Source organism: Psychroflexus sp. MBR-150 (assembly GCF_053628795.1).
This window is the reverse complement of sequence record NZ_JBRJHB010000004.1, coordinates 78609-102619: the sequence shown is the minus strand read 5'-3', so window position 1 is coordinate 102619 and position 24011 is coordinate 78609. Positions and strand designations below refer to the sequence as shown.

26 protein-coding genes and 1 pseudogene are annotated in these 24011 nt (G+C 32.1%); 18 read left to right on the top strand and 9 right to left on the bottom strand.

The window, feature by feature from the left end:
* Positions 1–1368 carry a DNA recombination protein RmuC gene (rmuC, locus tag ACSSV5_RS03710; protein ID WP_454244828.1) on the top strand — a complete coding sequence of 456 codons (1368 nt, stop codon included), beginning with the start codon at positions 1–3 and terminating at the stop codon, positions 1366–1368.
* A 65-nt stretch (positions 1369–1433) separates the two neighbouring features.
* Here the strand turns inward: rmuC and ACSSV5_RS03705 are convergent, their stop codons facing one another.
* Genes ACSSV5_RS03705 through ACSSV5_RS03690 form a run of 4 tightly spaced genes read right to left on the bottom strand, consistent with a single transcriptional unit; the run spans position 1434 to position 6051 of the window.
* The gene (locus ACSSV5_RS03705) at positions 1434–4070 is read right to left on the bottom strand and encodes a hypothetical protein (protein WP_454244827.1); all 2637 of its coding nucleotides are present in this window, start codon (positions 4068–4070) and stop codon (positions 1434–1436) included.
* A gap of 1 nt (position 4071) precedes the next feature.
* Entirely contained in the window at positions 4072–4899 is an 828-nt protein-coding gene (locus ACSSV5_RS03700) for a GLPGLI family protein (protein ID WP_454244826.1), read from the bottom strand.
* 32 nt (positions 4900–4931) lie between these two features.
* Positions 4932–5720: a GLPGLI family protein gene (locus ACSSV5_RS03695; protein ID WP_454244825.1), complete on the bottom strand. Its 789-nt coding sequence runs from the start codon at positions 5718–5720 to the stop codon at positions 4932–4934.
* A 49-nt stretch (positions 5721–5769) separates the two neighbouring features.
* A complete protein-coding gene (locus ACSSV5_RS03690) occupies positions 5770–6051 on the bottom strand; it encodes a hypothetical protein (RefSeq protein WP_454244824.1) in 282 nt (93 codons plus the stop codon).
* Positions 6052–6522: 471 nt separating this feature from the next.
* Here ACSSV5_RS03690 and ACSSV5_RS03685 point away from each other — a divergent pair, with 471 nt between their 5' ends.
* The 7 genes from ACSSV5_RS03685 (at position 6523) to ACSSV5_RS03655 (ending at position 11872) form a co-directional block, all read left to right on the top strand.
* Positions 6523–6879 (top strand): helix-turn-helix domain-containing protein, encoded by a 357-nt coding sequence (locus ACSSV5_RS03685; RefSeq protein ID WP_454244823.1) that lies wholly within the window; start codon positions 6523–6525, stop codon positions 6877–6879.
* A gap of 393 nt (positions 6880–7272) precedes the next feature.
* Positions 7273–8154: a sterol desaturase family protein gene (locus ACSSV5_RS03680; protein WP_454244822.1), complete on the top strand. Its 882-nt coding sequence runs from the start codon at positions 7273–7275 to the stop codon at positions 8152–8154.
* 79 nt (positions 8155–8233) lie between these two features.
* Positions 8234–8812: a hypothetical protein gene (locus ACSSV5_RS03675; protein WP_454244821.1), complete on the top strand. Its 579-nt coding sequence runs from the start codon at positions 8234–8236 to the stop codon at positions 8810–8812.
* Entirely contained in the window at positions 8802–9410 is a 609-nt protein-coding gene (locus ACSSV5_RS03670; protein WP_454244820.1) for an inorganic diphosphatase, read from the top strand. Before ACSSV5_RS03675 ends, ACSSV5_RS03670 begins: the two co-directional genes overlap by 11 nt.
* Positions 9411–10253, top strand: coding sequence for an alpha/beta hydrolase (locus tag ACSSV5_RS03665; RefSeq protein WP_454244819.1), 843 nt, complete (start codon positions 9411–9413; stop codon positions 10251–10253).
* Positions 10254–10255: 2 nt separating this feature from the next.
* The gene (locus tag ACSSV5_RS03660; protein WP_211066191.1) at positions 10256–10948 is read left to right on the top strand and encodes a pseudouridine synthase; all 693 of its coding nucleotides are present in this window, start codon (positions 10256–10258) and stop codon (positions 10946–10948) included.
* Between the two features lie 99 nt (positions 10949–11047).
* Positions 11048–11872, top strand: a complete 825-nt coding sequence (locus ACSSV5_RS03655; RefSeq protein WP_211066192.1) for a lysophospholipid acyltransferase family protein — start codon at positions 11048–11050, stop codon at positions 11870–11872.
* On the opposite strand, the gene ACSSV5_RS03650 is transcribed toward ACSSV5_RS03655, so the two are convergent.
* Genes ACSSV5_RS03650 through ACSSV5_RS03635 form a run of 4 tightly spaced genes read right to left on the bottom strand, consistent with a single transcriptional unit; the run spans position 11869 to position 15506 of the window.
* A complete protein-coding gene (locus tag ACSSV5_RS03650; RefSeq protein WP_454244818.1) occupies positions 11869–13173 on the bottom strand; it encodes a dicarboxylate/amino acid:cation symporter in 1305 nt (434 codons plus the stop codon). The genes ACSSV5_RS03655 and ACSSV5_RS03650 overlap by 4 nt on opposite strands.
* A gap of 10 nt (positions 13174–13183) precedes the next feature.
* On the bottom strand, positions 13184–14248 hold the full coding sequence (aroC, locus tag ACSSV5_RS03645; RefSeq protein ID WP_454244817.1) for a chorismate synthase: 1065 nt from the start codon (positions 14246–14248) through the stop codon (positions 13184–13186).
* Between the two features lie 12 nt (positions 14249–14260).
* The gene (locus tag ACSSV5_RS03640) at positions 14261–14767 is read right to left on the bottom strand and encodes a KdsC family phosphatase (RefSeq protein WP_211066195.1); all 507 of its coding nucleotides are present in this window, start codon (positions 14765–14767) and stop codon (positions 14261–14263) included.
* The gene (locus tag ACSSV5_RS03635; RefSeq protein WP_211066196.1) at positions 14760–15506 is read right to left on the bottom strand and encodes a Rossmann-like and DUF2520 domain-containing protein; all 747 of its coding nucleotides are present in this window, start codon (positions 15504–15506) and stop codon (positions 14760–14762) included. The genes ACSSV5_RS03640 and ACSSV5_RS03635 overlap by 8 nt, the downstream gene beginning before the upstream one ends.
* Positions 15507–15628: 122 nt before the next feature.
* Between ACSSV5_RS03635 and ACSSV5_RS03630 the strand changes: the two are divergent.
* Positions 15629–15718 (top strand): annotated as a pseudogene (locus ACSSV5_RS03630) (IS1595 family transposase); the annotation flags it as partial.
* A 141-nt stretch (positions 15719–15859) separates the two neighbouring features.
* Here ACSSV5_RS03630 and ACSSV5_RS03625 read toward each other — a convergent pair.
* Complete coding sequence (locus ACSSV5_RS03625) at positions 15860–16633, bottom strand: S1/P1 nuclease (protein ID WP_454244816.1); 774 nt, start codon at positions 16631–16633, stop codon at positions 15860–15862.
* Positions 16634–16802: 169 nt separating this feature from the next.
* Here ACSSV5_RS03625 and ACSSV5_RS03620 point away from each other — a divergent pair, with 169 nt between their 5' ends.
* The 9 genes from ACSSV5_RS03620 to ACSSV5_RS03580 all read left to right on the top strand — a co-directional run bounded on the left by ACSSV5_RS03620 (position 16803) and on the right by ACSSV5_RS03580 (position 23991).
* The gene (locus ACSSV5_RS03620) at positions 16803–17408 is read left to right on the top strand and encodes a LemA family protein (protein ID WP_454244815.1); all 606 of its coding nucleotides are present in this window, start codon (positions 16803–16805) and stop codon (positions 17406–17408) included.
* Between the two features lie 5 nt (positions 17409–17413).
* Positions 17414–17854 (top strand): TPM domain-containing protein, encoded by a 441-nt coding sequence (locus ACSSV5_RS03615; RefSeq protein ID WP_211066198.1) that lies wholly within the window; start codon positions 17414–17416, stop codon positions 17852–17854.
* Between the two features lies 1 nt (position 17855).
* Positions 17856–18656 carry a TPM domain-containing protein gene (locus tag ACSSV5_RS03610; protein ID WP_454244814.1) on the top strand — a complete coding sequence of 267 codons (801 nt, stop codon included), beginning with the start codon at positions 17856–17858 and terminating at the stop codon, positions 18654–18656.
* Positions 18657–19097: 441 nt separating this feature from the next.
* Positions 19098–19697 (top strand): DUF1016 N-terminal domain-containing protein, encoded by a 600-nt coding sequence (locus ACSSV5_RS03605; RefSeq protein ID WP_247653596.1) that lies wholly within the window; start codon positions 19098–19100, stop codon positions 19695–19697.
* Positions 19678–20082 (top strand): PDDEXK nuclease domain-containing protein, encoded by a 405-nt coding sequence (locus ACSSV5_RS03600; protein WP_454244813.1) that lies wholly within the window; start codon positions 19678–19680, stop codon positions 20080–20082. The genes ACSSV5_RS03605 and ACSSV5_RS03600 overlap by 20 nt, the downstream gene beginning before the upstream one ends.
* 89 nt (positions 20083–20171) lie before the next feature.
* Positions 20172–21119: an alpha/beta hydrolase gene (locus tag ACSSV5_RS03595; protein ID WP_454244812.1), complete on the top strand. Its 948-nt coding sequence runs from the start codon at positions 20172–20174 to the stop codon at positions 21117–21119.
* Entirely contained in the window at positions 21116–21934 is an 819-nt protein-coding gene (locus ACSSV5_RS03590; RefSeq protein WP_454244811.1) for a Cof-type HAD-IIB family hydrolase, read from the top strand. Before ACSSV5_RS03595 ends, ACSSV5_RS03590 begins: the two co-directional genes overlap by 4 nt.
* A 39-nt stretch (positions 21935–21973) precedes the next feature.
* Positions 21974–23287 carry a DUF819 family protein gene (locus ACSSV5_RS03585; protein WP_454244810.1) on the top strand — a complete coding sequence of 438 codons (1314 nt, stop codon included), beginning with the start codon at positions 21974–21976 and terminating at the stop codon, positions 23285–23287.
* A 2-nt stretch (positions 23288–23289) separates the two neighbouring features.
* The gene (locus tag ACSSV5_RS03580; protein ID WP_454244809.1) at positions 23290–23991 is read left to right on the top strand and encodes a DUF4369 domain-containing protein; all 702 of its coding nucleotides are present in this window, start codon (positions 23290–23292) and stop codon (positions 23989–23991) included.
* Positions 23992–24011: the final 20 nt, after the last annotated feature.

Here is a 24011-nt window from a genome sequence, read left to right as displayed (position 1 = left end):
ATGGACATTTGGATTCCGATTGTAACAATTTTAATAGGTCTTGCCATTGGTTTTTTTATAGGTCAATATATTTCTAAGACCAATAGAAAAGCTGAACTCAATCAACTTGAAGAACAAAATAATCAATTGAACAACCAACTGAGTTATGTTGAAAAACAAATTGAAAGTTTAAAAACCGAACACCAACAAGAGATTGACGATTTGAAAACTGAAAGAGAACGCATTCGTCAAGCTAAAGACAATGCTCAAAACCAACTCACAAAAACCGAAACTGAATATAAAAATCTTCAAGAAAAGTTAGAGACTCAAAAGCAAGACATTGAAAACTTGCAAGAAAAATTTACCAAAGAATTTGAAAACTTGGCCAATAAAATCCTCGACCAAAAATCTCAAAAATTCACGACATCCAATAAAGAAAATATTGAGCAAATTCTCAATCCATTAAAAGAAAAAATCAAAACCTTTGAAGAAAAAGTTCAAAAAAATCAAGACAACTTTAATGATAAAAACTCTCGCTTAGATGAAGTCATAAAACGTTTAAATGAAGAAAATCGCAAAATGAGCGAAGAAGCTGAAAAGCTCACCAAAGCGCTTAAAGGTGAAAGCAAAACCCAAGGCAATTGGGGCGAACTCATTCTGGAACGCGTTTTAGAAAAATCGGGCTTAACCAAAGGCAGAGAATACGACGTACAACAATCTTATCAAGACGACAGCGGTCAACGTTTTATGCCTGATGTGGTGATTAATTTGCCTAATGACAAACAAATGGTGATTGACTCTAAAGTGAGCTTAACTGCCTATGAACGCTACGTTAACGCCGAAGATGAAAAAGAACAAGCACTTCATCTTAAAGCACACATCAATTCTTTAAAAACCCATATCAAACAGTTGAGTGCTAAAAACTACCAAGATTTAGGCTACAAACAATCGCCTGATTTTGTATTGATGTTTATTCCCGTTGAACCAGCCTTGTATTTGGCACAAAACGAAGACCAGAATTTCTATTATTCAGCCTTTAAAGACAATATTTTACTGGTAAGCCCTACGACTCTACTGTCAACTTTACGCACCGTTGATATGATTTGGAGCAACGAAAAACAGCAGCAAAACGCCAATGAAATTGCCCAACACGCTGGTAGTTTATACGATAAATTCAGTAATTTACTCGATGAGTTAGAAACCCTTGGCAACCGCATTAAATCTACCGACAAAGCTTACACCTCAGCGATGAAGAAATTAACCGGTAACCAAAATTTAGTCAAAGATGTGGTTAAACTTCAAAAACTCGGTATCAAAACCACCAAAGACATCAGTCCGAAATGGATTAAAAAAGCGGAAGTGAATCAGATTGAAGATGGGGAAGGTTGATAATTCTAAGAGCATTATTTAGTATTATTGACGCTATTAAAAATACAATTTACAACATTTTTGTATTATAGAGAAAATCTGATTTTAAATAAAACTTGCCTTGGTCTAAGTCTAAAACTGGACTCAATATAACTGAATTCATCAATATTTATAGTTCTGTAATTTTTGGCGTTAAAGATATTACTAAGTTGTATTTCAAAATCAATATCTTTTTTTTGCCAAGTCAACCGATACAAAAAATCAGTAAAAATATTTGAGGTGTTTTCTGAAAACAAATCATTTCTAATGTATTCATTTTTTAAAGCTACATATTGATTATCTTTAGGATAAATATTTAGGTTAAACTTATGAGATTGCTGAGTTATAGTTTGGTTTTCTCTATTTTGAATTTCATTATTAGAAAATTGAAAAACGGACTCTAATTCAGTATTAAACCAATCAGTTATATCTGTATCAATTTTGCCACTTATTGTCAAATTTTGATTAGATATATCTGTTATTTGATTATTTAAAATTTGTTTTAAATCTATTAAACTATATATAGTATTGAATGTCAAGTTAGTGTTGAACTTGCTAAAATATTTACTTATTCTTGCTGAAAAATTATCTATATAGCGATTGTTGTTTTGCTCTATAGCTTGAAGCTCTATTGCACCGTTATTTAAAATATTATTATTGTAGAGCAAGTTGTTTTCGGTTATTGTTTTACCATAACTCAATCTTAAAAATAAGGCTTTAATAGGATTTCTATACTGTAAAGATGAAGAGTAATTAAAATTTTGTATTTCTGGTAATGGAGCATCAATACGTTGAAGATTTCTGTAATTTGTAAGAATATAATTGAAATAAATTTGGTTAATATTCCCAAACTGATTACTCAGATTAGCACTGGAATTAAGACGCCAAAATGAGTTGAGTTCATAACTGATAGAAGCACGAGGCTCAAAAGTGACTCTATTTAATCTTTCTTTGCGTTGCAAAAATTCGTCCTCAATCTGATAGTTATGGTAGTATACAGGTGTTGACATCTCCATACGCCAATTGTTATATTTATATTGCGTTTTCATCTTAAAATAAAATTTTGAGCGTGTCCAATCTAAGTTATTTTCGAAAGTATTGTTTTGATTGAGGTTTGAGGTTAATATTTGACTTTCTAAATCTTGCTTTTCAAACTGAAACCCAATTTTTGGGCTAAAACTAAAATGCTTCCAACCTTTTGTAATACCTATATTGTTATTGGTATAAAATGTATTGAGTTCAATATCTTGAGTCAATTCATCAAAAGTTTCGCCATTATTGAGTATGCCGTTAAACTGCCCTGGTTTGACAACCAAAGTTTGTGGTGTTTTATTAATACCAATATAAGATTTTAATGTTGCGATTTGTTTACCTAAAACAAATAAAGTTTTTAAGTCATTAGATAGCTTAAAATACTCATTACTCAACTTTTGGTTAATGTTTCCATCTGTGAGCTGGATATTGCCACGTTCACCATTCCAAAAGCCACTAAATTTTAAACTGTTTTTAAAATAATTATCCGAAGTGTTTTTTTGAAGTGTTAAATTAGTTTCCAAATTATTGATGTAGTGTTGATTAAATTTATTTTCAAACAAAACTATGGTGTCATTAGCTGTAAAATATTGGGTATTGGTAAAGCCATTTTGTTGTTGATAATCATTGAGGTAAGACAAATTTAAACGCAACTCATAATCTTTTTTAAGCTTTTCAAGGTAGTTTATAGAAGCCAGATGAACATTATTATCAATCCAACGTTTTTCCGAAAAATTAGGCGTGTTCAAGTGTTGAATAGACAGCCAATCTTGCTTTTCATCATTGCTTTCAAATTGTTCTAAAAGGTCTTCGATTGTTAATGTTTTAAGTTGAGTGGCAACATTATTGCCAGAATTATTAGCTTGATATGAACTAAGCATTTGGCGTTTTTTTGAAAACAGCATTGGTGTAACATTTACATCCCAAAGCCCTGGCGAAAAACCAGCACCTAATTCGGCTTGACCTGTAAAGGTATATGCTTTTTTGAGTTTAATATTAAGAGCCGCTTTATCAGAGTAAACAAGGCTGTCTAAGATTTTTACAGGTTGATGGTTTTCTAATATCTGTACTTTTGTAACTTCTTTATGTGGTAAGTTTTTGTTGGCAAGATTGTATTTGCCTTCTAAAAGGTCTAAACCTTCAATATAATATTTGTTGATAGGTTTACCTTGGTAGAGTATTTTACCATTATCTAACACCTCAATGCCAGGCATATTTTTTAAGACATCGCCAATTGTTCTATCATTTTGCTTTGAAAAAGATTTAACAGAATAATTAATGGTATCACCGCGTTTGCTTATGGGGTAAGATTTTAGTTTTACCTCTTTCAACTCAGTGACTTCTTCAGTTAAAGTAAAATCGAAAGTTTGGGTTTTGTTATCTATAATTTTAGCTACTTCTTTAAAGCCAATAGATCTGATATTTAGTTTAAATTTAGAAGTTGATTCGTAAATTGATATATTGAAATAACCATTTTCATCTGAAATGTCATATTTCAATATATTGTTTGTTTCAATATCGTATAAAATAATAGTAGCTCCAGAAATATTTTCGTTTTTTTCTGACTTAAGATGACCATCAATTTTAGACTGACTAAAACATGTTAAGCAGGTTAAGAAGAATACAAAATATAGTAGCGAACTTTTAACCAACTTAATATTTAATTTCTATCACGTTATTTCTTGACTTTTGAACTCTTTGCTTTAGATTTCTTGAGTTGGATGACTGTATCTCTATTCCTCTATTCTCAAGTTGTGCTATAAAATTTTTCTTGAATGGATTATAAGCTTTGAAATATTCTTTTTTGGTAACCCGAATTCCTTTTGATTTGTCAAAAGTAAAATTAGTAATGTCTTTTTGAAAAGAAATGAGTTCAAAATTATAGTGATTTCTGCTATCAGTTATAGAAATAATCAAACCAGGCAAGCCTTTAAATTTGTATTGTCCATCTGATATAGGAATTTCATTGGTAAACCAAGCATTATATTGCCTTCCTGCAAAACTTGTTTGTGCCAAAGTGCAATTGTAACCACTGACTATTTTAGTTTTATTCGTAATTTTCCAGTTCAATTTTTCCTCATCCTCGTAGATGAGTTTATCATTAAAATAAGAATCATACGTCAAGGTTTCTGTTTTGCTTTTTAATATTCTAAAGTTAAAACGATTTTTTTTTCTATTAGACATCACAAGATTTACTGATTCTGATGCACTAAGTCCTTTTTTAAAAATAGCTTTTTTTAAAGAGTCATTATACTTGTTTGAATAACTCTCAAATATTGAATAGTTATTTCCAATTAGTAGAACCATTTTTTCGTCAAATTTTGTCGTAATATCGGTAGAATCTTTCTGAAAGTTTAGATTATATATTGCCTTGTATTGTGTTTTTACACTTATTTTTTCTTGACTTAGTACTTTACTTACTATGATAAAAAAAATCAAAACAAAACTAATATAATCTCTTTTCTTATAATTAATAAGCATATTTAGTTTTTAAACAAAAGTTAATATCAATTCTATTTTAATTCTATTTTATTATTGGCTTTATTGTTTCTCTCTCTATACCGTTGTCTTATGATTCTTTTTGTTTTCTCATCAAATACCATCCCTTGGCTTTCTAAATGTGGTATAGGATTTTCTAAAAAAGAATAATAGGCTTTGTAATAATTTTCAATTGTTGTGTTTTGAGCATCAATATCATAATCCACTATAATTTCTTTTTCTCGATTTAACTTTTTAAAACCTACTAAAGAAAAATTAATTTCTTTTTCAGTATCAAATATTTTAATTATTAACCCTGGCAAACCTTTAAATTTATATGGTCCATCAGAAATTGGTATTTCTTCACTATACCAAGCTATATAATCTCGACCTCTAAAATTTGTTGTTGCTTTTTTTACTTTCAAACTATTTATGGTATCAGTTTCGTTTATCAATTTCCAGTTTAAATCAACATCATCTTCATATTTGTAAACTTTTGTCATAAAAGCATCATATACAATGATATTTTTGGATGTTTTAAAAATTCTTTTATTAGATGATGGTTTTGGTAAACTCATTAATTGATTTAAATCGCCTACGCTTGCATTATTGTATATTAATGTGTCTAGCCTTATTCTATGCTCACTAACAAAAAATGTTTGATTATTGGATATGTAAAGCTTAAAATTTTCAGTTTTTGTTTTAGAACTGACATCTAAAGAGTCGCTTTGCCATTCTAAACTATAATCAACAATCACGTTAAAAGACATTTTATTTTGGGAAATCAATAATGTTGGTATAAAAAATAATATTATAAGTTTCATAAAAAAGGTTTATAAAATTGGAGGCAGATTAGCTGCCTCCAAATGAATATTAGTCAATGACATTGATATTAGTACCGCATACTGAATTGTTCATAGCTATTACACTATTAATAAGTTGCGTTGTCGTTCCCGTGAAGTTTGTAATATCATATTCAACACCACACGATAATGTGACATGAATTGATCTTTTCAACAAAGCTTCTGCTTTTTGATTTGAAATCTCTGTTCTATTTTCTGGAACAGGATTAATTTTGTTGGTAAACGTACTATGGCCAGCAAAAGAAAAAGTAGTAACCAGCATAAAAGCCATACTTAAAATTAAAGTTTTCATAATTTTAAAATTTAAAAGATTAATTGCCAACTTTAGCCGTTCAAGTCTGGCAATTGGCACACAGATTTTCTGTTTTCAGACTATGAAATCGTCCTATTTCTACCACTGCAAAATCAAATTTACTATTTTTTTTGTTATTCCGTAAGTCGGATGGGCTTTAAATTGTTTTGGGACGGTAATAAATATTTGTATTTCATACTACTAAAGTATAGAGATGAATTAAATTCTTGTTAAAAAATCTATGTGATAAACACATATTTTATGCGAATTTTTGTTTTGAATCCAAATTATTCATTAGAACTTGTTCAAATGAATAAACGAATAAGAAAAGTCTACCATATCGATGTTTTTGCAAAACACCAAAATGGTGATTTTCTAACTCGGGATTAAACCCAACTAATGCAAAAAATTCGGCTCATTCTTTACCTCTTTTTGCATAACTTGGGTTGAATATTTTTCTATATTTGTGCTATGAATAAAATCATCGGTAAACGCATCAAACAATTTCGTCATCAAAAAGGCTATTCTCAAGAGCATTTGGCACATGAGCTTTGTATTTCACAATCGGCTTATGCCAGACTTGAAAACGGCGAAACCTATACTTGGGCAAGTCATTTAGAAAAACTTTGTGAAATCTTTGAAGTTCAACCCGAAGATATTGTCAAACAAGAAAGTATTGTTATCAATGACAATCAAAAAGGTGGACACTCCAATAATGCTTACATCATTAATCAATTATCAGAAAAACTGATTGAGCAATATGAAAAACGCATCCAAGAAAAAGATAAGTTGATAAATCAGCTTAATGAGAAGCTTAAAAAAGGTTAATGCTGAGTGTTATCCTTCTTGATGATAATTTTTAGTTATATTTTCATACAAGACCTCACAGGTCTTTGAGACCTGTGAGGTTTAAACATTTAATAACAAGTGACTTAAATTTAATTTTGTGTAATCTATTTAGCCCAACAACCGTTCAACAGAAACATCTTCGTCTAAATCATCCCAATGAATACCTTTATCTTCAGAAAAGAGATAAACCCAAACATTGGTATTGATAAATATTTTATCGTTCATTAGCTAAGTTTCTATCAAATTTAAAATCTTTGGGCAACGAATATTTATATTTATTTATTGAACAGAAGAAATCATTTGTTTTTGATTTTTATTTCTTAAAATATAGCTGAAACATTTTTGTATTTGTAGTTTCGCATTAAAAAAAATATGACAGGCAAAACCTTGAGTTTAGAAGATATTCAAAATTATGATTTTACAACCATTATATTGTTTGTAGCACCATTGATGTTTTTCTTTGTCGGTTTAGAATACTATTTGAGCAGAAAACAAAACAAAAACTTGTATTCATCAAAAGATTTTCTTGCGTCACTATCAATAGGGTTGGGCAATATTTTTTTGAATGGATTTATGAAAATCGGGGTTTTTATAGTGTTTTTATTTTTTTATAATTTAGCTCCAATCAAAATACCCATTACGTGGTGGTCTTTTATTTTATGCCTAATTGCTCTTGATTTTTGTCGATATTGGGCACATCGCTTAGCTCATGAACAAAGGTTTTGGTGGTCAACTCACGTGGTTCATCATTCTTCAGAATATTATAATTTTTCAGTATCTTTCCGTTTATCTTGGACACAAAACCTTAAAATTGTATTTTTTCTTCCTGTAATTCTTATGGGGTTTCATCCACTTGTTTTTTTAATTGTGCATCAAATTGAAGTTTTGTATCAATTTTGGCTTCATACAGAATTGATCAGAAAACTGCCTAAACCCATAGAGTATGTTTTTACGACACCATCACATCATCGTGTGCATCACTCTACTAACGAAAAGTATATTGATAAAAATTACGGTTCAACTTTTATTTTTTGGGATAGAATGTTTGGCACTTTTCAATTAGAAGAAGAGCAACCGGTTTATGGCATCACAAAACCTGTAAATTCTCATAACCCTTTTTTCTTAGTTTTTCACGAATGGATTGAAGTTTTTAAAGATTTAAGCAAATCAAAATCAGTTAGAGATGTATGGCAAATATTATTTGGTAGTCCTGTTGAAAAACACAAAGAAGACTTGAGACAAACCGAAGGGTAGTAAAGTTTTATGATTAAGAAAAGTGTAGCTTCAATTTTAACTTTTAAATACTTTTAAATTTTTATTTTTGAAAAAAATTATGATGAAATATATTTCGCTTTTATGGCTATTGTTTTTAGTGTCAAGTTGCCAAAAAGACAACAATTTTCTCATTGCCAAAAACCAAGTTGGTGATTTAAATAACACAACAAAAATATCTGAAATCAAAACGCTTCTAGATTCAGATTCTGTCGTCTTGATTAATGCTAAAAAACCTTATAATCAATCTAATCGTTCCAACATTAAAGAAGTAGAAGTTTATGATACTTCAGGTCAAAAACAGCTATTGATAAAAGTCAACCATAGTTTAGATTCTGTTTCACTAATTGAGAATATTCGCATTTTAACAGATAAATATAAAACTCGAAATGGTATAGGTTTAGGTTCAACTTATGCTGAGTTGAAAAAACATCACCATGTCTCAAGCATTCAAACTTCTCTAAAATCAGTTATCCTTACCTTAGAAGATTTAAATGCTTTTGTCTCTTTTGATAAAAAAGTTTTACCAAGCAATGTCCGTTTTGATTTAGATGCCAATATCAAACCAACCATGATACCTGATGGAGCTCAAATCAATAGATTTTGGATAAATTTTAAGCCCGATAAAGATGCAAAATAATAGCGTTTTCCTAAGTTTTATTCTATTATCATTAATATCATGTAGTTCCAAAACCATCAATTATGAAGAAATTAGTAGCTATAATGCTAAAGGTTTGCTTCAAGCTGTTATAGAAATACCAGCTGGAACTAATGATAAAATAGAATACAATTCTGATAAAAATCAATTTCAACAAGACACTATAAATGGAAAACCAAAGATAATTCAGTTCTTGCCTTATCCTGTCAACTATGGGTTTATACCATCTACAAAAATACACAAATCCCAAAAAGCTGATAGTGAGCCTTTAGATGTGTTGGTTTTGGGTAAACCTTTAAAAACAGGTCAAGTTGTTAGTGTAAAACCAATTGCTTTATTAAACATGAAAAGCAATAATGAATGGGATTATAAAATATTAAGTATTCCCATAAATAAAAAATATCAAAACATTGATATTAAGGATTTTAAAGATTTGTCATTAAATTATCCTTTTTTAAGACAAATGATAGGGAAGTGGTTTGAGCATTACGATAAGTCCGCAGATGTTAAAATTTTAGGTTGGACAGACGAAACATCTGCACATAATGAAGTTGAAAAATGGCAAATTAGAACAAAATAAATGGTCAAAACACTCATAAAGTCTTTTTTGCCAAAACTGATGGGTTTGCGTTTGATGACATTATATAAAATCAAACCAGAAAAAGCTATTCGTAAAGCATTTCTATTGTTTTGTACCCCGAGAAAAGGGTTTATAAAACCCCATCAAAAAGATTTTTTAAAAGCTCATCAAGCGGACAAAATAGGGTTTAAAAAAATCAAAATCCAAACCTACCGCTGGCCAGGTCAAGGGCAAAAAGTTTTGCTTGTTCACGGTTGGGATAGCCATAGCTTCCGTTGGAAAGCTTTGATAAACAAATTACAAGCTAAAGATTTTGACATCACCGCTTTTGATGCACCAGCTCACGGATATTCAGAAGGCAATATTTTAAATGTTCCTATCTATCATGAAGTTTTACAATTGATGATAAAAGAGTATTCACCAGATATTCTTATCGGTCACAGTATCGGTGCTATGACTTGTATTTACAATCAATATGAAGCTAAAAACCGAGCTATAAAAAAAATAGTTTTGTTAGGATCACCTTCTGAGATGCAAAGATTTATGAGTGGTTTTCAAAAGATATTAGGCTTGAGTCACAATTTTATGCAAGCCATTGAGAACTATTTTGAAAATCGCTACAATTATAGTTTTGAAGCATTTTCTGTAGCCAAGTTTGCAACCACAATAGATACAAATTCTTTAATTATCCATGATAAATTTGACAAAATTGTGCCATATAAAGAAGCTATTGAAATCAACAAATCTTTAAAAAACTCAACTTTAATGTTGACAGAAGGTGCTGGTCATTCCTTAAATAACGAAAATATAAACACGGCTATTTTAAAATTTATCTTAATCTAATAATGGAGTTTCCAATTCGTATCAATAAATACCTAAGTCAAGTTGGCTATTGTTCTCGACGAGAAGCAGATAAACTTTTAACCCAAAATGCCATTTTAATCAATGATAAATTACCTGAATTAGGCACCAAAGTCCAAAGTGGCGATATAGTGAAAGTCAACGGTAAGGTGATAACCGCTCAAGAAGATAAAAAGGTTTATATGATTTTTAATAAACCTAAAGGTATTGTTTGCACAACAGATTCTAGTGTTGAGAAAAATAACATTATTGATTATATCAATTATCCTACGCGAATTTATCCCATAGGTCGTTTAGATAAAATGAGTGAAGGTTTAATATTTTTAACCAATGATGGCGAAATTGTCAACAAAATACTACGTGCAAGACATTATCACGAAAAAGAATATATAGTCAAAGTGAATAAACCTATCAGTAAGGCTTTTTTAAATGAAATGCAAAACGGGGTAAAAATATTAAACACCAAAACAAGACCTTGTAAGCTTAAAAAAGTGAATCAAAACACCTTTAAAATCATTTTAACTCAAGGTTTAAACAGACAAATAAGAAGAATGTGTGAAGCTTTAGGCTATCGAGTTATTGCTTTAAAACGTATAAGAATTATGCATATTTCTCTTGACATTCCAGTTGGACAATACCGTATGTTTACCGATGAAGAATTAAAAGAATTTCAGTAAGAACTTTAATTTTTTAAAAAAACAAAAGACAAATCTTCCTTTTCATTCAAGGTCTTGTATTTGTTAAGGTTTAGTATATTTGTCATCCAATATTTTAATATGGGTTTATTTAAACAAAATCCTTTTGGGCATTACCTTGTTTTAAAGAAGTGGTTAATTCGTTTTATGGGCATTTTAACCCATAGAAGATATTCTGGGTTCAATCAACTTAAAATAGAAGGTTCAGAGATTATAAAAGATTTGCCAGATACTAATGTGCTTTTTATATCAAATCATCAAACATATTTTGCTGATGTTGTGGCGATGTACCACGTTTTTAATGCCAGTTTGAGTGGGCGAGTGGACACATTAAAAAATGTAGGCTATTTATGGAATCCGAAATTAAATATATACTATGTAGCTGCAAGAGAAACTATGAAAGGAGGTTTTTTACCTAAAATATTAGCTTATGCGGGTTCGGTGAGTATTGATAGAACTTGGCGTGCCGCTGGAAAAAAAGTCAACAGACAAGTTAAGCTTAGCGATATTTCAAATATTGGCAAAGCCCTTAACGACGGTTGGGTTATCACATTTCCTCAAGGCACTACTAAACCGTGGAAACCTATTCGTAAAGGCACAGCTCATATCATTAAAAAATATAAACCTATTGTTGTACCAATTGTAATTGATGGTTTTAGACGTTCGTTTGACAAAAAAGGGATTAATATAAAAAAACGTGGCATTTTACAATCTATGCAAATTAAAGAACCTCTTGAGATTGATTATGATAACGAAACTACAGAAGAAATTGTTGAAAAAATTGAATATGCTATTGAGCAACATCCGTCTTTCAAAAAAGTTATTTCTGAAGAAGAGCTTAAACTTCAAGAAGAGCTCAATCAACAAAGACGATATAGTGCTAAAACAGAAAGAAAAAAAGACTAATCTTTTTTATAATTATCGTCCCAATTTTTCACATCAGGATCTCCAAGTTGATTTTGTGATTTTGCAATTAGCATAGACACGGTAGCATCGCCTGTAATATTTACAGATGTCCTTAGCATATCGAGTGGTCTATCCATAGCAAATATAAGTGCTAAACCTGCTTCAGGAATACCTGCTTGACCTAAAACAATCACAAGCATTACCATGCCAGCACCTGGAACAGCTGCTGATCCAATCGAAGCCAAAGTTGCTGTTGCAATAATGCCTATTTGAGACCCAAACGATAAATCCATACCAAAAGCTTGAGCTATAAACACCGCAGCAACAGCTTGATATAGACTTGTACCATCCATATTGATGGTTGCTCCTATAGGTAATACAAAGCTTGCAACTTTAGGATCAACACCCAAATGCTCTTCTACGCGTTCCATGGTCAGAGGCAATGTTGCGGCACTTGAACTAGTAGATATCGCTAAAAGTTGGGCTGGTGAAATTCCTTTCAAAAAAAAAGAAGGCGATTTTTTAGTAAATATCCATACTAAAAGAACATAAAAACCTATCATTATAATCAAACCACTAACTACAGCAGCAGAATAGTATAGGAGTGCAAAGAATAAATCAGAAGACGGAGCTTCTACAACTAAAGCTGCCATTAATGCCAAAACACCATAAGGTGCAGCCAGCATGATGATGTCTATCATTTTTAGAATAACTTCATTAAAACCATCAAAAAAATCTTTTACAGGCTTTGATTGTTTTTCAGGGATTAAAATTAGCCCTATACCAAAAAAAATAGCAAAGAAAATCACTTGTAGCATATTGCTATTATCTGAAGCTGCACCAAAAATATTGTCAGGCACTAAATCTTCTATAGCTTTTAATGGACCGTTTTCTTTTTGCATTTGAGCATCTACTTTTTTAGATTCTGCATCACCAGCATAGGCATCAAGAAGCTCTTGTCGAGTATTCTCATCTATCGAACTTCCAGGTTGAATAATATTAACAATCAATAACCCAATACTTACGGCAATTACAGTGGTTAAAATATATGTTACAATAGTTTTTAACCCCATTTGAGATAAACTGGAAATATTTTTTAAATCTGAAACCCCTTTGATCAAAGAAGCTATAATCAAGGGCACAGCTATTAGTTTCAGGGCATTGATAAAAATATTTCCGAAAGGTTTAATCCAATCTGTTACAAAATTGACACCCCAATCAAAATTGGTAAAAACTAACCCAATCAATATACCGAATGCCATACCAATAAGAATTTGCCAATGTAGTGCTAACTTCTTCATAAATTATGTTTTATAGGGTTGATGTTTTGTTTAATAAATAAGCGTCAGCCAAGACCATAGCTGCCATAGCTTCTACAATAGGAATAGCTCTTGGCACTACACAAGGGTCATGCCTGCCTTTACCTTTAAGCGTGACTTTTTGATGCTGATTGTCAATACTTTTTTGGTCTTGAATTAGAGTGGCAACAGGTTTAAAGGCAACATTGAAATAAATATCCATGCCATTTGAAATACCGCCTTGAATACCGCCGCTAAAGTTGGTTTTTGTTGTTCCATCCACCAGAAATTCATCGTTATGTTGGCTGCCAAGCATGGTTGTACCTTCAAAACCACTACCGTATTCAAAACCTTTGACAGCATTGATCGAGAGCATAGCTTTACCCAGTTCGGCATGTAGTTTATCAAATACTGGCTCACCTAAGCCAATTGGTACATTTTGTATAACACAAGTTACTATGCCACCAATAGTATCTCCTTGTTTGCGAATGTTTTTGATAAAAGACTCCATTTCTTGAGCTAAATTTTTATCAGGACAACGCACAGGGTTGTTTTCAATACAGTTGAAATCTAAATCTTTATAATATTTATTTAGCTTTATGTCTCCAATTGCACTAGTAAAAGCTGTTATTTGAATGGGTTGAATAAGCTGTTTAGCTATTGCTCCAGCAACAACTCGAGATACCGTTTCGCGAGCACTTGAGCGTCCGCCACCGCGATAGTCTCTGTGTCCATATTTTTTAGTATAGGTGTAATCGGCATGGCTGGGTCTGAATTTGTCTTTAATATGATCATAATCTTTTGATTTTTGATCAGCATTAGAGATATTGAATCCAATTGGTGTGCCAGTGGTTTTGCCTTCAAAAACACCAGAGAGAAAATCAACTACATCAGATTCCTTGCGTTGAGAAACTATGGCAGATTGACCTGGTTTTCTGCGGTCTAAATCTGTTTGAATCTTGTCAAAATCTATTTCTAAATTAGCAGGACAACCTTCTATTATGCCACCAATGGCTTTGCCATGAGATTCTCCAAAAGTTGTGAGTTTAAATAATTTTCCAAAGCTATTTCCAGGCATAATATTATAGATTTATAACCAATTGTTTTGGACTTTTAAAACTTGTTCTATGATGTCTCTCACACAAGCATCTCCACCATTTTTATGTGAGATATAATGCGATATAGCTTTGATTTCTGAAACTGCGTTTTGTGGACAAGTAGCCAAACCCACAGCATTCATCACTGCCAAATCAGGAATATCATCACCCATATAGCACATGTTTTTAAATGGAATATTATAGATATCAGAAAACTCTTCTAAGCATTTCATTTTATCATCAACACCTAAGTATATATTTGTAATGCCTAAGCCTTGTAATCTGAATTTTACCGCTTGATTTTTTCCGCCTGAGATAATACAAATTTCATAGCCTCTATCAATAGCATGTTTCAGAGCATAGCCGTCTTTTACGTTCATTTCTCTAAGCAGTTCTCCTTTTTCAGAAATATGCAATTTGCCGTTGGTCAAAACACCATCAACATCAAAAATAAAAGCCTTTACATGGTTTAGCAATTGCTTATAATTGGTTTCACTCATAGGTTTTTTGTATTGAAGTGGTCAAATATCGGTATAATTCTTTGTATTTAGAGTTTTCTAACTGCTTTAGATGTCTATTGATGGTGCTTAAATCATTGCGTATAGCTGGACCTGTCTGTGCTTTTTGTGGAATTGTATAATTTATTTTATCTGCAGTTTCATTGATTAAGGGTTTCAAAATATCAAAAGGTAAATTTTTTTGTGAACAAATTTCATAACCTATATGATAAAGATAATTCACAAAATTGCACACAAAAACCGCAACTAAATGTAGCTCTTGACGTTGAGAGGTATTTACTTCATAAACTTTTGCATTGATATTTTCAACTATAACCTTTAAAGTGTGTATGTCTTTTTTATATTCAGTTTCAATGCAAATTGGTAAATTTTTAAAACTCAAACTTTTATTTTTAGAAAAGGTTTGCAACGGATAAAATACGGCATTTCGGCAGGGTGCATTTAGCAATGATAGACTTCCAGAAGTATGGGCGACAATTGACTTGGGTTTATTTAGAGCTGTAATCAATTTTTCGATTTTGTCATCATTTACACAAACCAAATAAAAATCTGCATTCTTAACCTTATCTAGCTCAGTAGTAGTTTCAATGTTTTTAAATTTTTTGAGACTTTCTGGCTTGTGATTATAAATTTGAATAAGCTCAATATTATTTGCTTGTTGAAATGCTTTTGCGAAATGGGTAGCTACATTGCCTGAACCTAAAATAACAACTTTAATCATATTTCAAATGTATTAAAATTCAACGAAATACTTTTTAAACCTAAGCTTTCATTTTTTCATAATATTGTTTTTTTAGTTAGTCTCATGATTTCCGAAATTTGCACTCAATAAATATAAGGGTTATGGAACAATTTAAAAGGCAAAACATACTAAACTTTATCAAAGAACTACCAACTGATGACGCTTGTAAAGCTTTTTTGGCAAAACTAAAAAGTTGCCATAGCAATGTGTATCTTAAATGGCTAAGTCGTGGGAATTAAAAGTAAAAGTTTTAAATATCACAACTAAAAAACATAGTGTTTTGCTTTTTTGCTCGCCCTGAAAGTCACAATTCACCGTTAGACATCTAAACGTTAACCAAAAATATTGTTCAAAACTTTAGCCAAACGAATGCCTGCTTTGTGAAGTTGAAGATTTAAAGTATCATACCAATCATACATATAGCGATAGCCCAAATTTTCTCGATGTTCAGCTGAGTTGTAAACTTGTTTTGTTAGTTTTCGCGTATCTTCAACCCAATCAATTAAATCGCCTTCAGCATATTTATGTATTTCCTCTAACGATAATACAGCTTTATTTTTAACCATTTCAGTATAACTCATACCATGAGAATCTATCATTTCAGAGTCCCAAACCTTATGAAAATTTGAATTATCGCCAAACCAATCTACATAAAACCGATTAGCTCCCAAATCTTCTTTAAGCCCAAAATGCAATGGTTGATGCAAATCGCCCATCAAATGAATCAGCATTTTTAAGTAAAACGTCTTATCTTCTTCATCACTTGTGCTGTCTTTTAATACGTTTATACAATATTGAATCCCAATCACAATATCACCATCTTCATTTTTGTCAGCTTCAAGATAGGTTTTGTCAAAAGGCACATTAGCATAATGCCAAGGTTTAAATTCATCATACTGTTCGTCAGATTTTATTTCATCAGCATAAGTAGAAGCCACCGCCAAACTCTGTCCATGCAAAAGCAAATTGATGTTAGCTTTTGCTTTTTCGCTTAAATAGTGGTTAGCAATTTCAGCAACCGTTCGATGTCCAGTTTTTCCCCAATCGTTATTTGAATAAAATTGAAATGTGACTAAAAAAGAAAGCACAATTAATAAAGATTTCATAGTTTATTTTTTTTGCAAAAGTAGAGTTTTACTTCATGTTTTTAAGCAATTAATATCATTAAATTGTTATAAAAAATCAGTAAATATTGTAACATATTCATCTTAATAAAGACCTATTAATCGATGAATTAAACTTAAATTTGTAAAACTTAAAACTAAATTGATAAAAATGAACAAACATTTAAAATGGATTATTCCAGTTGGAATCATTCTGATTTTAGGAATAATTTTATACAATATGACTGCTGGTTTTAATAACAAAGCCGTAACCTTAGAAGAAAATGCCCAAACCGCTTGGAGCAATGTAGAAAGTGCCTACCAAAGACGAAACGACTTGATTGGCAATTTGGTTAAAACCGTGCAAGGTGCTGCCGATTTTGAACGCAAAACTCTAACCGAAGTTATTGAAGCCCGTTCAAAAGCGACTTCAGTCAATGTCGATGCATCAAACCTCAGTCCAGAAAGCATCAAAGCTTTTGGTCAAGCTCAAGGTGGCGTGAGTTCGGCTTTGTCAAGATTATTGGTGAGTGTAGAACGCTATCCTGATATCAAAGCCAATCAAAACTTTCTCAATCTGCAAGCTCAACTTGAAGGTACAGAAAATCGTATTAATGTCGCCCGTAACCGATATAATGAAGCAGTAGGTAATTTCAACATTTTAATAAGAAAATTTCCTAACAATCTTTTTGCGGGACTATTTGGATTTGAACCTTTAACCCGTTACGAAGCTGATGCTGGAGCAGAAAACGCACCTGATGTTGAATTTGAATTTTAAAACTGATGCCAAAACTTAAAGAATATATTTCAAAAGACGACGAAAAAGAAATTATAGAAGCCATAAAAGCTGGTGAAAAACAAACTTCTGGAGAAATACGCTTGCACATTGAAATGAAATGTCCTGTTGAAGATGCTTACGACAGAGCTTTAGGCGTTTTTGAAGAATTGGGAATGCACAAAACGGAATTGGCTAATGGCATTTTAATCTATGTCGCTATAGAAGATCATAAACTCGTGTTGTGCGGTGATAAAGGCATTAACGAGAAAGTAGGACAAGGCTTTTGGGAATCTACCGTGAAGTTGATAACGTCTTATTTTAAAAAAAATCAATACAAAGAAGGCTTAGTTAAAGGCATTGCAGAAGTGGGGCAAAAGTTGAAACAATACTTTCCGTATCAAAGCGATGATACCAACGAACTTTCAGATGATATTTCAAAAGGATAATATGACATTTATAAAAATTATTGCGTCAAGTTTAGTGCTGTTTTTTAGCTTATCAAGCTTTGCACAAAAGAAAATTCCACCTCAACCTGACAAACAAAAAGCGGTTTATGATTATGCCAATATGCTATCTGACAATGAAGAAGTCGCTTTAAGGCAAAAGTTAGAAACTTACGCAGACACGACTTCAACCCAAATCGTTATCGTTACTTTAAACTCTCTTGAAGGCGAATACATCGCCACCTTTGCTACTGAATGGGCACAACAATGGGGCATTGGTCAAAACAACAAAGACAATGGTGCCATCATTATGGTTAGCCAAGACGAAAGAAAAATCACCATTCAAAACGGCTATGGTTTAGAAGAGTATCTAACGGATTACAACAGTAAAACCATCATCGACCAGATTATGCAGCCTGCGTTTAAAAAAGGTAATTTTTATCAAGGATTGGATGAAGCCACAACCGCAATGTTTCAATTGCTTGCTGGACAATTTGATGCTGAAACTCTCAACCAGAAAAATCAAAAAAGTCTTTTATCTTATGTGATTCCAATTTTATTTATCGTCATTTTCATTATTTTGGTATTGAAAAGACGTCGTGGCGGTGGCGATGGAAAAGGCGGTATGCGTCGTGGCGGACCAGATTTGTTTGACATTTTAATTTTAAGTAGCCTTGGCGGAAGTCATCGTAGCGGTGGTTTTGGCAGTGGCTCATCAGGCGGAAGTTTTGGCGGTGGCGGTGGATTTAGCGGCGGTTTTGGTGGTGGCGGTTTTGGTGGCGGTGGAGCTGTTGGTGGTTGGTGATAATAAATAAAAGTTCTTATTAACCTTAGCGAACTTCGCGAAAACTTAGCGTTCCTTGCGGTTTAAAACAAACATTATGAAAAAACTATTTTTTTATAATTGTAATACCAATTTGACTTAATAATGTCGCTAATAATCTGCTAAAGGTATAATGCCGACGTAACATCCTGCTGTGGCCATTGAGTAGAACCGAAATGCTGGCAGGTATTTTAAGGAACCGTATATACGGGAGACATTTAAAATAACATTCTGTATAAATATTTATAGGCAGGTTACTTCAAGTAATCAAGCTTATAATTTCTTGCTATTTTTTAACAATAAAATATTTCTACAAAAAATTTTCATTTCATTAAAATTACCCTAACAATTATTACAGAAATTTGCTTCTAAAACTCAACATTCGATTTTAAACAATAAATTTGCAATAAATAAAATTAAATAATGGAGCAAGAATTTGCTGATATAATTCGATTGATAAAAAAATCTAAAGCGAATGCTATTAGATTGGTAAACGCTGAATTGATAACGCTTTATTGGAATATAGGAGAATATATCAGTAATAAAATTGAAAAATCCGAATGGGGTGAGTCTGTAGTTTCCAAATTAGCAAAATATATTCAGCAAAATGAGCCAGAGATAAAAGGTTTTTCTGATAAAAATATTTGGAGAATGAAGCAATTTTATGAAACCTACAAAGGGTTTCCAAAACTCTCAAAGCTGTTGAGAGAAATTAGTTGGTCTCACAATTTGACCATTTTTTCAAGATGCAAAACAATAGAAGAAAAAGAATTTTATCTAAAATTATCAAAACAAGAAGGCTATAGTTATAGAGAACTGGATCGACAAATATCATCTGGTCTATTTGAAAGAACAATGATAGGAAACTCAAAACTCTCAACAGTGTTGAGAGAAAGCAAGCAAGACCTAAAAAACACTTTTAGAGATAGTTATGTGTTTGAGTTTTTGAATTTGCCTAACCAATATAGTGAAAACGACTTACAAAGTGAGCTTATTAAAAAAAATGAAAACATTTATTCTTGAACTTGGAAAAGACTTTTTGTTTATCGATCAAGAATATAAGTTGCAAGTGGGTAATAACGACTTCTATATAGAACTTCTTTTTTACCACCGTGGACTCCAGTGTTTGGTAGCCTTTGAACTTAAAAATGATAAATTTAAGCCCGAACATTTAGGGCAACTAAACTTTTATTTAGAAGCCTTATATAGAGATATAAAAAAACCTAACGAAAATCCAAGTATTGGAATTTTACTTTGTAAAGATAAAGATTATGAAGTTGTTGAATATGCCCTGAGTAGGAGTCTTTCTCCGACAATGGTTTCAGACTATAGAACCCAACTTCCTGACAAAAAAATATTACAACAAAAACTGCACGAAATTTTTGATAATAATACTGATGATAGGTAGAATATACAATAACATAAAAAATTAAGACAAAAGAAAACATAGCGAACTTCGCGAAAACTTAGCGTTCCTTGCGGTTTAAAACAAACATTATGAAAAAACTAATCTTTATTGTTGTTCTATTAATTTGGTCATTGCCAAGCTTAGCTCAAAACCCGATTTCTGAAAATTTAGAAATCAATCAATTGATTGATGGAACTTTACTTCAACCAGAAGGGAAAAATTCTAAAACCTTAGCCATTATCATTGCAGGTTCGGGACCGACAAATCGCGACGGCAATCAAATTGCTATGAAAAACAACAGTTTAAAACAGCTGGCTTATTTTCTTGAAGAAGAAGGTATTGCAAGTTTTAGATACGATAAACGGATTTTTAAACTTGTAAAAAATCAAATGTTAGATGAATCACAAATACGTTTTGATGATTTTGTTAAGGATGCCACTGATGTGGTCAACTATTTTAAACTTTATGACGGTGTAAAATATGGTTTTGATAAATTTTTATTAATCGGACATAGTCAAGGTGTTTTGGTAGCACAACTGACAAGCCTTAAAACAGCAGTTGAAGGCTTAATTTTACTTTGTGGTCCTGCAAAACCCATAGATGAAGTTATGATAAGCCAAATCAGTAAGCAAGCCCCATTTTTATACAAAGATTTAAAAGAGTCATTTGATTCTATTAGAAAAGTAGGCTATGTCAAAGAATATAATCCGCTTCTAAAAACAGTTTTAAGAGAAGAAACCCAAGCTTTTTTTCAATCTTGGATGAAGTATAACCCAACAGAAATTGCACAAAAAATAACGGAACCAACCTTAGTCATTGGTGGCACAACCGATATTCAAGTGCCTGGTGAAGATGCTAGAATATTAGCTGAAAACTTTCCCAATGCCACGTATGCCATTATAGAAAATATGAATCACGTGCTGAAAAAAGTTGAAAGTATAGGTCTTGAAAACCAAAAATCTTATAATAATCCTAATTTGCCATTGCATAACGAATTAAAATCTGAAATTGAACAATTCATTCAAAACTTCAAATGATGTATCAACTTATTGCAATTGACATAGACGGCACGCTTTTAGATAAAAATAAAGGGGTTTCAAATCAAACCATAAAAACTATTAATGCACTAAAGCAAAAGGCTAAAATTGTTTTGATTTCAGCACGAATGCCAAAAGCGATGCGACATTTGCAAGATGATTTAGGTATTTCAAATTTTCCGATTGTAGCTTATAACGGTGGCTTGGTTTTGCATCAAGACAAAATTTTATCACATACAGGTATTGATTTTAATACTTTTAGAGAAGTTTTAAACGCCAATCAAGATTTGAACTTGCATATTAGTTTATATCACAATGACGAGTGGTTTGCACCGCAAGAAGATGAGTGGTGCAGAAGAGAAGTTGCCAATACAAAAGTCCATCCAGAATTCAAATCCAACAATGCTGTTTTTGAAGATTGGAAAATTCACAATAAAGAACCTCACAAAATTATGTGTATGGGCGATGAACGCAAAGTTGAAGAATTTTACCAACGTCTATCTCACCATCTTCAGGATAAATTGCATTTATACCGCTCAAAACCAACCTATATTGAAATGGCACCTATGCAAATTTCTAAATTGTCAGGACTTCAAGTTTTGTTACAAAAAATATACAAAGACATCAACCTTGAACAAGTTGTTGCGTATGGCGATAATTACAACGATATTGAAATGATAGATAAAGTTGGCCTTGGCGTTGCTGTTGACAATGCAAGGTTAGAAGTAAAAGCCGTTGCAGATGATATCACACAAAGCAATATTGATCACGGCGTTGCTAATCACCTCCAAAAAATATTTGACATAAAGCTTTAGGTTCTTTTAGTAATCTCTATTTTTATACCAAAATTTTATATGGAGAATCTGAGACCTGAACCTTTTTTTACTAATGATGCCGTTGTTTTAGGACTTCTGTTATTGGTTTTGGGCTTAATTTTTTACACCTCTGATTTAAAACATAAATACTGGTCTCGATTTTATAAATATGTGCCTGCTTTGTTGCTGTGTTACTTGATTCCAGCCATATTGAATTCACTGGGTTTAATTTCTTCAGAATGGGATGTTGTGGACAAGGCAGGTGAAGTGACCAAAGAAAAATCTCAACTCTATTTTGTTGCTTCAAGATATTTATTGCCAGCATCTTTAGTGTTGCTAACCTTAAGTATAAATTTAAAAGCCATAATCAATCTCGGTTGGAAGGCTTTATTGATGTTTTTTGTAGGAACGCTGGGCATTGTCATTGGCGGTCCTATTGCTATTCTTTTGATGTCTTATATTTCGCCTGAAACGCTTGGCGGAAGTGGATCTGATGCTGTTTGGCGGGGTTTATCTACTTTAGCTGGCAGTTGGATTGGCGGCGGTGCTAATCAAGCAGCGATGCTCGAAATTTTTGCATATAACCCCAGGAAATATGGAGCTATGGTTTTGGTGGATATTGTTGTGGCCAACCTTTGGATGGCATTAATTTTATTGGGAATTGGTCAGCACAAGAGCATTGATAGATGGTTAAGAGCCGACAATTCTGCCATAGATGATTTAAAAGAAAAAGTCTCAGCTTATGAAAAAAGCATTTCTCGTAAATCGACTTTATCTGATTTGATGGTAATTCTGGCTATAGGTTTTACTGGTGTGGCACTTGGACATTGGTTTTCAAAAGAAATATCTACTTTTTTAATTTCTAATTTTGAAATCTTTAGTAACAAATCTTCAGCCTTGAGTTCGTTTGCAGGCGAGTTTTTTTGGATGATTACCATAGCCACAGCTTTTGGTATTGCTTTATCATTTACTAAACTTAAACGCTTTGAAGGCGTTGGCGCAAGCAAAATAGGCTCAGGGTTTATTTACATCTTAGTGGCTACGATAGGAATGAAAATGGATTTAACTACTGTCACAGAAAATCCTGGATTAATAGGAATAGGTTTGATTTGGATGAGTATTCACGCCATACTTTTAATATTAGTAGCAAAGTTGATCAAAGCTCCTTATTTTTTCTTAGCGGTTGGGAGTCAAGCCAATGTTGGTGGCGCGGCTTCGGCACCAGTAGTGGCATCGGCATTTCATCCGTCTTTGACCAGTGTTGGTGTGCTTTTAGCCGTGTTTGGCTACGCCGTGGGAACTTATGCGGCGATTGCTTGTACTATTTTAATGGAAATGGCTTCAAAATTTTAAATATGAAAATGAAATTTTTATTCTTACTTATTGTTATCGCAGTTTTGAGTTGTGAAACAAAAAAACCTGATTTAACCATAACAGGGCAGATTGATGGTTTAAAAAAAGGAAAAATTTATCTGCAAAAAGTAAAAGATTCTACTATTGTAAATTTAGACTCTTTAGAGCTTTACAATACCAATCAGTTCAACTTTGATGTTGAACTCAACCAACCTGAAGTGATGTATTTGCAATTAGAAAAAGACACGATAGATCAAACTGATAATTTTATAGCTTTCTTTGCTGACAAAGGAAAATTAGAAGTCAAGGCAAAATTAGATGAATTTAGCTATGCAAACTTAAATGCCGATTACAAAAACCAACAAAAATTTCAAGAATACAGTCAAAATATCAAACGATTTGCTGACCAAAAGTTAGATTTGATTAAAGCCGAGTTAGAAGCCAGAAAAGCCAATAATCAAGACCGTTTAGATAGTATTAATAAGGTTTATAATTCTATGACCCAAAGACGCTATCTCTATGCCATCAATTTTGCTATGAATCATCCTGATTTAGAAGTTTCGCCTTATGTTATTCTAAATCAAGCAGAGTTTATCACTCCTAAATATTTAGATTCTGTTTATCAATCTTTTGACAAATCCATTCAAAAATCTTATTACGGGCAACAACTTAACAATTTGGTAACGCAACGTCAATCAAAATAAAACATCTTGTTTATATATTT